This window comes from Neptuniibacter sp. 2_MG-2023 (genome assembly GCF_030547495.1).
Lineage (GTDB): Bacteria > Pseudomonadota > Gammaproteobacteria > Pseudomonadales > Balneatricaceae > Neptuniibacter.
In genome coordinates this window covers 21,367-31,335 of the sequence record NZ_JAUOQC010000024.1, presented here as the reverse complement: position 1 = coordinate 31,335, position 9,969 = coordinate 21,367, and the positions used below count along the sequence as shown (strand labels likewise).

Annotated in this window: 9 protein-coding genes; 7 read left to right on the top strand and 2 right to left on the bottom strand. The window is 42.5% G+C overall.

The window, feature by feature from the left end; genetic code table 11:
• The 5 genes from zipA to Q4486_RS15550 form a co-directional block, all read left to right on the top strand.
• A partial coding sequence (gene zipA, locus Q4486_RS15570; protein WP_303520095.1) for a cell division protein ZipA occupies positions 1–1,090 on the top strand: 1,090 nt, incomplete at its 5' end.
• 35 nt (positions 1,091–1,125) lie between these two features.
• Positions 1,126–3,165 (top strand): NAD-dependent DNA ligase LigA, encoded by a 2,040-nt coding sequence (gene ligA / locus Q4486_RS15565; protein ID WP_303520094.1) that lies wholly within the window; start codon positions 1,126–1,128, stop codon positions 3,163–3,165.
• Positions 3,162–3,725, top strand: a complete 564-nt coding sequence (locus Q4486_RS15560; protein ID WP_303520093.1) for a hypothetical protein — start codon at positions 3,162–3,164, stop codon at positions 3,723–3,725. Before ligA ends, Q4486_RS15560 begins: the two co-directional genes overlap by 4 nt.
• 16 nt (positions 3,726–3,741) lie before the next feature.
• Positions 3,742–3,954, top strand: a complete 213-nt coding sequence (locus Q4486_RS15555; RefSeq protein ID WP_067865067.1) for a YheU family protein — start codon at positions 3,742–3,744, stop codon at positions 3,952–3,954.
• A gap of 57 nt (positions 3,955–4,011) precedes the next feature.
• The gene (locus tag Q4486_RS15550; RefSeq protein WP_303415734.1) at positions 4,012–4,686 is read left to right on the top strand and encodes a DUF4126 domain-containing protein; all 675 of its coding nucleotides are present in this window, start codon (positions 4,012–4,014) and stop codon (positions 4,684–4,686) included.
• On the opposite strand, the gene Q4486_RS15545 is transcribed toward Q4486_RS15550, so the two are convergent.
• Both Q4486_RS15545 and mnmC read right to left on the bottom strand, forming a co-directional pair.
• Positions 4,655–5,296, bottom strand: a complete 642-nt coding sequence (locus Q4486_RS15545; RefSeq protein ID WP_303415735.1) for an HPP family protein — start codon at positions 5,294–5,296, stop codon at positions 4,655–4,657. The genes Q4486_RS15550 and Q4486_RS15545 overlap by 32 nt on opposite strands.
• Positions 5,297–5,369: 73 nt before the next feature.
• Positions 5,370–7,322, bottom strand: a complete 1,953-nt coding sequence (mnmC, locus tag Q4486_RS15540; protein ID WP_303520091.1) for a bifunctional tRNA (5-methylaminomethyl-2-thiouridine)(34)-methyltransferase MnmD/FAD-dependent 5-carboxymethylaminomethyl-2-thiouridine(34) oxidoreductase MnmC — start codon at positions 7,320–7,322, stop codon at positions 5,370–5,372.
• A 266-nt stretch (positions 7,323–7,588) separates the two neighbouring features.
• On the opposite strand from mnmC, the gene tviB reads away from it, so the two are divergent.
• Both tviB and Q4486_RS15530 read left to right on the top strand, forming a co-directional pair.
• Entirely contained in the window at positions 7,589–8,866 is a 1,278-nt protein-coding gene (gene tviB, locus Q4486_RS15535; RefSeq protein ID WP_303520089.1) for a Vi polysaccharide biosynthesis UDP-N-acetylglucosamine C-6 dehydrogenase TviB, read from the top strand.
• A gap of 44 nt (positions 8,867–8,910) precedes the next feature.
• Positions 8,911–9,936, top strand: coding sequence for an NAD-dependent epimerase/dehydratase family protein (locus Q4486_RS15530; protein ID WP_303520088.1), 1,026 nt, complete (start codon positions 8,911–8,913; stop codon positions 9,934–9,936).
• The last annotated feature ends 33 nt before the right edge of the window (positions 9,937–9,969 follow it).

Genomic DNA, 9,969 nt, shown 5'->3' with positions numbered 1-9,969 from the left:
GCCAGAGCCAGAGCCAGAGCCAGAGCCAGAGCCAGAGCCAGAGCCAGAGCCAGAGCCAGAGCCAGAGCCAGAACTGAAGAAAACCGAATGGCAACCTACGCTTATCCCTGAAGTAGCGGAAGAAGAGATTGATTTTGAAAAACCTATCACTGTCCTTATGACAGAGATAGGAGATGAAACTAATTTGGATCACAAAGATGAGCATCAGGAACCGGATGCTTTCCCAGAGCTAGATTTAGCAGGTGTTGAGGATACAACGCCAGTTGATAGCGACTCTGGCGCACAAGCAACGCTGACATTTGAATTTCCCGAAGAGGAACCTGAAGCGCCAACTGATCCGTTTGCGGGTTTAACCTTGGGTTCTGCTTTAGATGATGGTTTGACAAAGTCTCCAGTGACTGAGGATAAATCCTTTAAACGTACCTCTGTTAAAGGTGAGCAGCCGGCTTTTATTGCTGATGCACCTCAAGCGGAATCTAAACAGGATAAAGCTGTTCCTATTGAAAAGAGCAGTGCTGAAGCATCCCAACGCGATAAGGATCTTGTGTCAGTAGATCTGCATGAAAAAGACGAACCTTGGGAGTCGGCTCCAGTGGTTGATGAGCCAGTTAAAGAGGCACCTTCTAGACGCAAAGTATTAGAAAAAGAGCCAGATCCCGAAAATGTATTAATCATATCGGTTATTGCTAAATCGACAGATCAGTTTGATGGCGTTGTATTACAAAAGATCATCGATGCTTGTGGTATGAGTTTCGGTGATATGTCTATCTACCATCGTTTTGAAGATGAGGAAGGACTTAGTGCGGTTCAGTTCAGTATGGCTAATGCTTTACCGCCAGGTACCTTTGATCCCGATGATGCGCAGAGTTTAAGTACGAAAGCAGTTATGTTCTTTATGTCTATGGAAGAGCCTCGCGATGTTATGGATGCTTTTGAGTGTATGTTGGCAACAGCAGAGACAGTCGCTAAGCATTTAGGTGGGGAGATGCTCGATGAAAATCGATCGGTCTTGCGGACCCAAACTATGGAACATTATCGCCAGCGTGTACGTGATTTTGAAATGAAAAATCTTAAAAAACGCGGCCGATAAGCCGCGTTTCTTCTTTCTTGAGTCGAGTTTTCATCGTGTCTATTGAACAGCAGCTAAAGCAGTTGCGCGAGCAGCTAAATCATCATAACTATCGTTATTATGTTCTGGATGATCCAGAGGTTCCTGATGCGGAATATGATCGTTTGTTTCAGCAGCTCAAATCATTAGAAGCTGAAAATCCTAGTTTAATTACCCCTGAATCACCTACTCAAAGAGTGGGCGGTGCGCCTTTAGCTGCATTTAATCAAGTTAAGCATGAGTTACCTATGCTGTCTTTAGATAATGCGTTTAATGCTGAAGATATGGAGGAATTTAACCGTCGAATTGTTGAGCGATTAAATTACCCTGCTGATACAGAGATTGGCTATGCCTGTGAGCCTAAACTAGATGGAATCGCAATTAGTTTACTCTATGAAGAGGGTTTGCTTATTAGAGGTCTAACCCGTGGAGATGGTTCAACGGGAGAGAATATCACTCTCAATGTGCGGACTATACCTACAATTCCTCTTAAACTCTCAGGATCTGATTACCCTCAGCGACTAGAAGTACGTGGAGAAATCTACATGCCAAAGGCGGGTTTTAACGCTTTAAATACCCGTGCAGAGCAGCGAGGTGACAAGCCCTTTGTAAACCCTCGAAATGCAGCCGCTGGTAGTTTGCGTCAGTTGGATCCGAGAATAACCGCATCACGTCCTTTGGAGATGTGTAGTTATAGCGTAGGGGTTGTTGAAGGGGGTGAGCTTGCAGATGGCCATGCAGCTATCCTACGTCAGCTAAAAACTTGGGGGTTTAAGTTAAATCCGCTGCTTGAAGAAGTTAAAGGCGTTCAAGGTTGTCTTGATTACTACACTCGAGTAGCGGCGTTGCGAGACTCGCTTCCTTATGAGATCGATGGCGTTGTTTTTAAAGTCAATGATTTGGCATTACAGAAAACCTTAGGTTTTGTTTCTCGCGCGCCTCGTTGGGCGATAGCGCATAAGTTTCCTGCCCAAGAAGAGTTGACGGTTGTTCGAGCAATTGAGTTTCAGGTCGGTCGTACAGGTGCTGTAACACCTGTTGCTCGCCTTCAGCCCGTTTTTGTGGGTGGTGTTACGGTTTCTAATGCTACCTTGCACAATATGGATGAAGTTGAGCGTTTAGATGTGCGTGTAGGCGATAGTGTTATTATTCGTCGCGCCGGTGATGTTATTCCTCAAGTGGTGCGTGTAATCGAGGAAAGACGGCCTGATGACACCGTGCCTGTTGCTGCTCCAGAGGCTTGTCCTGTTTGTGGCTCTGATGTTGAACGTCTTGAAGGCGAAGCCGTAGTGCGTTGTACTGGTGGCCTTTACTGTGCCGCTCAGCGGAAGGAAGCGTTAAAGCATTTTGCCTCCCGTAAAGCGATGGATATAGACGGCTTAGGTGATAAATTGATTGAGATGTTAGTCGATCTGGATCTGCTTCATAATCCCGCAGGGCTATATCAACTGAAGGTGGAGCAGTTATCAACACTTGAGCGGATGGGACCAAAGTCAGCTGAGAATTTAGTAAAAGCCATAAGTGCGAGTAAAGAGACAGAGTTTTCCCGTTTCCTTTACTCGTTAGGTATTCGTGAAGTTGGCGAGGCTACTGCTAGAGCATTAGCAATGCATTTTGGTGATTTAGATCCTTTGATGGCAGCAACTGAAGAGGCGCTATTGGAGGTCTCTGATGTAGGTCCTATTGTTGCGAAACATATTATCGGCTTTTTTGCTGAACCTCATAATAGAGAAGTGATCGCGGATCTACTGGATAAAGAAAAAGCGGGGGTTCATTGGGATGCTATTGAGCCGGTGGAACTGGAAGCGCTACCTTTAGCGGGTAAAACATGGGTATTAACTGGTAAGCTTGAGCAGATGGGACGCAGTGATGCTAAAAAATATCTACTGGCATTAGGCGCAAAAGTGGCGGGCAGTGTTTCTGCTAAAACGGATTGTGTTGTTGCGGGTCCTGGGGCTGGTTCTAAATTAAAGAAAGCATCTGAATTGGGTATTGAAACAATGGATGAAGAGCAGTTTGTCGCCTTTCTCCAACAACATGGAGTGGTTGAAGTATGATGATCTCTAAGAAGGCATTATTGGTTCTGCCTATTTTAGTGTTTCTATTGAGTGGTTGCTTTGGAGCTTCGACTCAACCTGCGTTACTGATTTGTGATGAGCTGGATGATAATGATGAGTGGGTCGAGCCTGCTGTGCTGGCCGAGCAGAAATATGGCACGCCTATTTCTCTCTCCTTGGCGCTGCTCGAATTGCCTTTGTCTGATCTTGATAAAAAACATGTAAGGCCACGCAGTGCTGATTGGGAAGAGTATCGTATACGGAGTGAACGCTGGGATGCTTCGCCACAGATCCCTGATGATGCAGTTGATTTTATCGGTTGGTTCACTCAGCAAAGTGTTAAACGAAATCATATTGGCTGGCAAGACGCTGGTGAACATTATCTTGCATTGAGGTTAGGGCATGGTGGTTACCATCGTTTTGAAGCCGATAAATACCCAGAACTGGCGCAGCAAGCTAAAGGTATCCAGCTAAGAGCGCAACGTTGGTCAAATGAGTTACAAGCATGTAAAGGGCAGTGGCAAGGTGAAAGCTGGTTTAACAAGTTAAAACTTTGGTAACTGTGGATAAGTCTTAATGATCATTCCTTATGAGCAGCTTGAACCCGATACGCTCAATGCATTAATTGAAGAGTTTGTTAGTCGTGATGGCACTGATTATGGTGATAATGAGATCTCTCTGTCAGCTAAAGTGGAGCAAGTTAGAGGTAAGTTACGTTCAGGTGATGCCGTGATTTTGTTCAGCGAGAGTAAAGGCCTTTGTAATATAGTTCATAAAGATATGTTATGAACTGGGCCGGCCTGTAATAGTTTTTTCTGCTGAGCCTAATCAAAAAGAGGTCGTCAAATGGATCAGCTTGAGCAAACTATTAGCCTTATTGCGCTGACAATGGGTGTTGGTTGGGCCAGTGGGATTAATCTTTATGCAACCATATTTATGTTGGGCATGCTCAATAATATGGGGCATATCGCACTGCCTGAAGAGCTTCAAGTTGTTGCTGATCCGTTAGTCTTAATGGCTGCGGGCTTTATGTATTTTGTCGAGTTTTTTGCCGATAAGATTCCTGGTGTTGATACTGGCTGGGATGGGCTGCATACCTTTATCCGAATACCTGCGGGGGCTGTGCTAGCAGCGGGTGCTGTAGGTGATATGTCTGTACCTGTCGAATTAGCCGCAGCTCTTGTCGGTGGGACGTTAGCGGCGGGAAGTCATGCCGCTAAGGCGGGAAGTCGTGTTTTGATAAATACCTCTCCCGAACCGGTGACTAATTGGACTGCGTCTATAAGTGAAGATTTATTAGTGCTGGGTGGTTTATGGGCAGCACTTAACCATCCTGTTTGGTTCTTGGTAGGGTTGGTCGTATTTATCATCTTATTGATTTGGTTGTTGCCAAAACTTTGGCGAGGTATCAAAAAAGTCTTCCGCTTTATAGCAGGGTTATTTGGCAGTGGTAAAGATAAGGAGCAACCGCCTTTAACGTCTTTTCCGACTAAACCCAGCGCTCCAAATGAGCTCCGCTGACAAGGAGTCTTAATAAATCTGTGCGGCAAACAATGCCCACTATCTCATCGTTATTATTTACAACAGGTATAGAGTTTATTTCGTTGTCGATAAAGTTAATGGCAACACTTTGAACTAAGGTTTCAGGTGTTGCAGCGATTAGTTGTTTAGAATAAATGTCACTAATAAGAGTGAGTGAATCGGTTCCCGCCTCGATTAAATCTGTCTTCGATATTAAGCCTAGTGGCCGTTTATCCTCTTCGGCAATGACTAAGTGGCTAATCTCTAAGCTCAGCATCCTTTTCCAAGCGGTACTGACGGTAACATTGGGCGATATTGTATGTACAGGGGATACCATGATCGTTGATACAGTAAGTTGAGCGCTTTCGTTCTGGGGTTCAGCTTCTTCAGCATTAGCTGTATATGCAAGGGTGGCTGGATCTTTGTTTTGATTGGGTTTTCCGGGGCCGGGGATAATAAACTTTTCACCATCGGAGTGTAGCCGATCTTCCTTGTCTGCAGTTCGATGTATATGGCGGCTTTTCGATAGAGAGTCGACACCTTGTTTAGGAAAGAGGGCTTCCTTTGGTGTTTGTATGCGATAGCCGTGGTCGTATACATAAAGTGTCATAACCGCTCCACATCTGTGTTTGTTCAAATACTAACCGATCTGTGCTTTTTAGCTTAACATACATGCTCTTTACTTATATCGCCCGTCTTATCAAGTTCTTGATAATAAACCGCGCTGGGTTCACTGCATCTATTAGAGTCGTGGGGAGAGGTAAAGGTTCATTACAGATCATAGACGCTAATAATTCAGCTGAGATCGGACAAGTAATTAGCCCTTTGGATCCATGGCCTGTATTTACATATAGATTGGGGTAATGGCTAGGACAGATGCCATCAAAACACCAATTTTTATCTTTTCTCAGACGATCGAAGGTTTCAACAAAATCGCTATAGATTGGCGCTGGACCAACAACAGGCATGTAGTCTGGTGTGCTACAGCGAAAGGCTGTTCTTCCTGTGAGCGGCTCTTTTTTACCGATAAGCGCGTCATGAAATTCTGGTAGAGCATCCTCCAGTTTTTCTAGATTCTTATTATGGTCGTATTGAGTGACGTTACGTTGCTTACCTTTTAGGTCGAATGTGGCACCAAAGCAATATTTACCCTCTTGTGTTGGGGATATATAGCCTTCGCCGCAAACAACCGTCTTTAGTTGAGGTAGATCTGCGCTATCTTCAGTAATAGAGACCTGTCCGCGAATGGCCTTTAACGGCAGATGTTCAGTTTGTTTAAATTGATTAGCTAATTCAGCATTGCAGATAATTAAATGGGAACAATGTAAGTGCTTACTGTTGCTGGTGGTTAGATTCCATAAGTGATCGGCCTGTTCGATATTTGTTATATCGTGTTGCTCAATAGAGATATTAGAGTGGGCGGCTAATAGATGACAGAAGTCTACAGGTGACACCCAGCCTGCTGTAGGAAAAAATAAACCGCTACTGGATACGACAGAACCACTAATCTCCGATAATTCGATATCTGATTTATGTTGTACTAGGGAATCAGGATAATGGCTGTTATCAATTAATTCCTGTTGTCGTTTTTTTTCGTTTTCTTTAGTCGCTAGCTGCGCTACGCCACACTGAGACCAAAAGGATTGCTCGGGGTCTTTCCGTTTAAGTAGATTAACGGTATGTAAAAAACCGGTCAGATGCAGTTCGCCTTGTTTCGTAGGGCTGACAGGTAGCTTGGCATAAAGTGCCCCTTGCCGATTACCCGATCCTGCTGTTGCTAAATGCTGCTCTTTCTCAATGAGTCTTACCTTAATCCCTCTCTGTGCAAGAGAGTAGGCCGTGGAGCAGCCAGAAAGCCCCCCGCCAATAATAGTAACTTCAGTAGGCTGTTCCGATTTTGGGATTGAAAACCAAGGTTTTGTATCTAGAGTTGGCGCTTTATTTTCGATGAATGTGCCTAAAGACATTTCGCGTTTTTTTCCGAAGCCGGTTTGTTTTCTAACCTCAAAACCTACAGCTTGTAATCCTCTTCTGACTACGCCAGCTGATGTGAATGTTGAGAAGGTTGTCTTTGAATGACTGAGTCTAGCTATTGAGTTAAATAACTTATCTGTCCACATATCAGGGTTTTTTGATGGTGAAAACCCATCTAAATACCAGGCATCAATAGAGGCTTTGAGTTGTTTATAGCTATCTAAAGCATCTCCAAAAATCAGGGTTAATGTGATTCGTTCATCAGGAAAGGAAAGTCGATGGAAGCCTTGGCATGCTAAGGGGTATTGGTTTAATAGCTTTGATGATAAAGGTTCGAAGTCTTTCCATTGATGAAGGGCGCGTTTTAAATCGTTATGGCTTAGTGGTTGCTTTTCCACGGAGATAAAATGAAGTTGTTGTCCATTAGAGCTTTTATTCAACCATTGCTGCGCAGTAAGTAGAAAGTTTAGCCCCGTTCCAAATCCTGTTTCAGCGATGGTCAATCGTTTTGGTACAGCGTTGAGTCGTGAAGGTAGGTTGTTAGCGTTTATATAAACATACAAGCTATCTTCAAAACTTTGTTCTGTATTGAAGTAGAAATCATCAAAACCTGTTGAATAAGGGGTGTCGTTTTTCCAAAAGATGTCAGCGCAAGTAATCACAATCGTAAGTTTAGGCTATAGGTAGTTATTAGGTTTGGACGGCAGAATATGCTGTATTTGTACTGTAAGTCTAGAGGTTAGTAAGGCTATAAGCTACAATTTGCGCCCGGATAGTTACAGCGTGCTTTCTATAGAATTAAAGTAACGATTGTTTTAGTTAATTACCTATATTTACTTACTACTAAATAGATTGTTATTGAATTCTTTCCGTTTGAGGTCGAATTGCGAAATTCAAAAAAATGATTTTTCTTACTAATAGGTCGATAATGAAAGAGCTTAAAGATATCAAATTGGCAGTTATTGGACTTGGCTATGTTGGATTGCCTTTAGCGGTAGAGTTCGCTAAATATCTAGATGTTGTTGGTTTTGATATTAATAAAGCACGGGTTACAGAGCTAGAAAATGGGCAGGATTCTACCTTAGAGGTAGAAGATGAGATGCTCAAGTTAGCGAGCCGCCTTTCCTATTCATCAGATGAATCTACGTTAAAAGATTGTAATATCTATATCGTTACCGTCCCAACGCCTATCGACAAATACAAACATCCAGATTTGACTCCGTTAATCAATGCTAGTGAAATAATTGGTCGGGCATTGAAAGCGAATGATTATGTTATCTATGAATCGACGGTATATCCAGGCGCTACGGAAGAGGTTTGTGTTCCAATTTTAGAGAAAAATACTGGGTTGAAATTAAATGAAGGTTTCTTTGTCGGCTATAGTCCTGAACGTATTAATCCAGGTGATAAGCTTCATCGTGTTACGGATATTAAGAAGGTTACTTCTGGATCGAGCCCAGAGGCAGCAGATTTTGTCGATGCCTTATATAACAAAATAATTGTAGCTGGTACGTATAAAGCGGCATCAATAAAGGTCGCTGAAGCTGCTAAAGTGATTGAGAATACACAAAGAGATTTAAATATAGCTCTGATTAATGAATTGGCCGTTATCTTTAATAAATTGGGTATTGATACGCAAGCTGTACTTGATGCAGCATGTACTAAGTGGAACTTCTTGCCGTTTAAACCAGGTTTGGTTGGGGGGCATTGCATCGGAGTTGATCCATACTACCTCACTCATAAAGCGCAGGAAATCGGGTACAATCCTGAAGTTATACTGGCTGGGCGTCGTATCAATGACCGCATGGGACACTATGTTGTATCGGAGTTGGTTAAGTCCATGGTTAAAAATCGAATTCATATTGATGGGGCTAGGGTTTTGGTTATGGGGTTGGCATTTAAAGAGAATTGTCCAGATATTCGAAACACAAGGGTTATTGATATTATTGCTAACCTTAAGGAATATGGAGTTGATGTTGATGTTTTTGATCCCTGGGTAAACCCAAGTGAGGCACAAAAAGAATATGCAATTAAGCCTGTTTTCGAACCTGAAATAGGTGTATACGACGCTATTGTTTTGGCGGTTGCTCATAAGGACTTTGTAGATTTAGGCTGGAAAGGTGTACGTCGATTAGGAAAAAAAGACCATATCCTCTATGACCTTAAGTCTATTTTAGGTGAAGCTGAATCTGATTTAAGATTGTAGAAGCTTTTTGGTTGTGACGCTGTTTTTTATATTTAGGAATATATATGTCTCGTTATAATGAGGTTTGTGCTTTCTTATCAGTAAATCCCAAAACTTGGTTAGTCACAGGGGTTGCGGGGTTTATAGGTTCTAACTTGCTAGAGACGCTCCTTAAGCTGGATCAGATTGTAGTGGGATTGGATAATTTTTCTACAGGTTATCAATCGAATTTAGATGAAGTACGAACTTTAGTTTCATTAGAGCAGTGGGATAACTTTACCTTTATCGAAGGAGATATCAGGAATATAGAGCATTGTCACCGAGCGTGTAAAGGTGTCGACTATGTTTTGCACGAAGCGGCATTGGGATCGGTTCCGCGTTCTATTAATGATCCTATCGCAACTAATGAAACTAATATTAGTGGCTTTTTAAATATGTTAATTGCAGCTCGTGATGCAAATGTGAGTAGTTTTACTTATGCTGCTTCAAGTTCTACCTATGGCGATCATTCAGCGCTACCTAAAGTTGAAGAGAATATAGGGAGTCCGTTATCCCCTTATGCTGTTACAAAATACGTTAATGAGCTTTATGCTAATGTTTTTGCCCGTATTTATGGTTTTAATACTATAGGATTGCGCTATTTTAATGTATTTGGTCAGCGTCAAAATCCTAATGGTTCGTATGCTGCAGTTATTCCTAAATGGGCGTCGTCGCTGATTCGAGGGGAGGTCGTGTACATTAATGGGGATGGTGAAACTAGTCGTGACTTTTGCTTTATTGAAAATACTGTACAAATGAATTTGTTAGCGGCTACGGCCTCGATTGAGGTTAAAAACGAAGTGTATAATGTTGCCGTAGGTGATCGCACTTCACTAAATACCCTTTATGATGCGTTAAAATCGTCCCTATATGGTGAAGGGGAGGAAGGTGGTGCCGCTATGTTGCCTACTTATCGTGATTTTCGGGAAGGAGATGTACTTCACTCGCAAGCCGATATAAGTAAGGCAAAACGCTTACTAGGCTATGAGCCGCAATATAAAATTTATGAGGGTATTAAAGTGGCAATGCAGTGGTATAAAAAAAATATTTAAAATGTCAATTAGGAGTATTGATATTATCAAAAT

What these genes read in the sequence shown, in the direction of transcription:
- Q4486_RS15560 (WP_303520093.1), top strand. Translation starts at nt 3,162, where the DNA reads ATGATGATCTCTAAGAAGGCATTATTGGTTCTGCCTATTTTAGTGTTT.
- Q4486_RS15530 (WP_303520088.1), top strand. Translation starts at nt 8,911, where the DNA reads ATGTCTCGTTATAATGAGGTTTGTGCTTTCTTATCAGTAAATCCCAAA.
- Q4486_RS15555 (WP_067865067.1), top strand. Translation starts at nt 3,742, where the DNA reads ATGATCATTCCTTATGAGCAGCTTGAACCCGATACGCTCAATGCATTA.
- Q4486_RS15545 (WP_303415735.1), bottom strand. Translation starts at nt 5,296, where the DNA reads ATGACACTTTATGTATACGACCACGGCTATCGCATACAAACACCAAAG.
- tviB (WP_303520089.1), top strand. Translation starts at nt 7,589, where the DNA reads ATGAAAGAGCTTAAAGATATCAAATTGGCAGTTATTGGACTTGGCTAT.
- Q4486_RS15550 (WP_303415734.1), top strand. Translation starts at nt 4,012, where the DNA reads ATGGATCAGCTTGAGCAAACTATTAGCCTTATTGCGCTGACAATGGGT.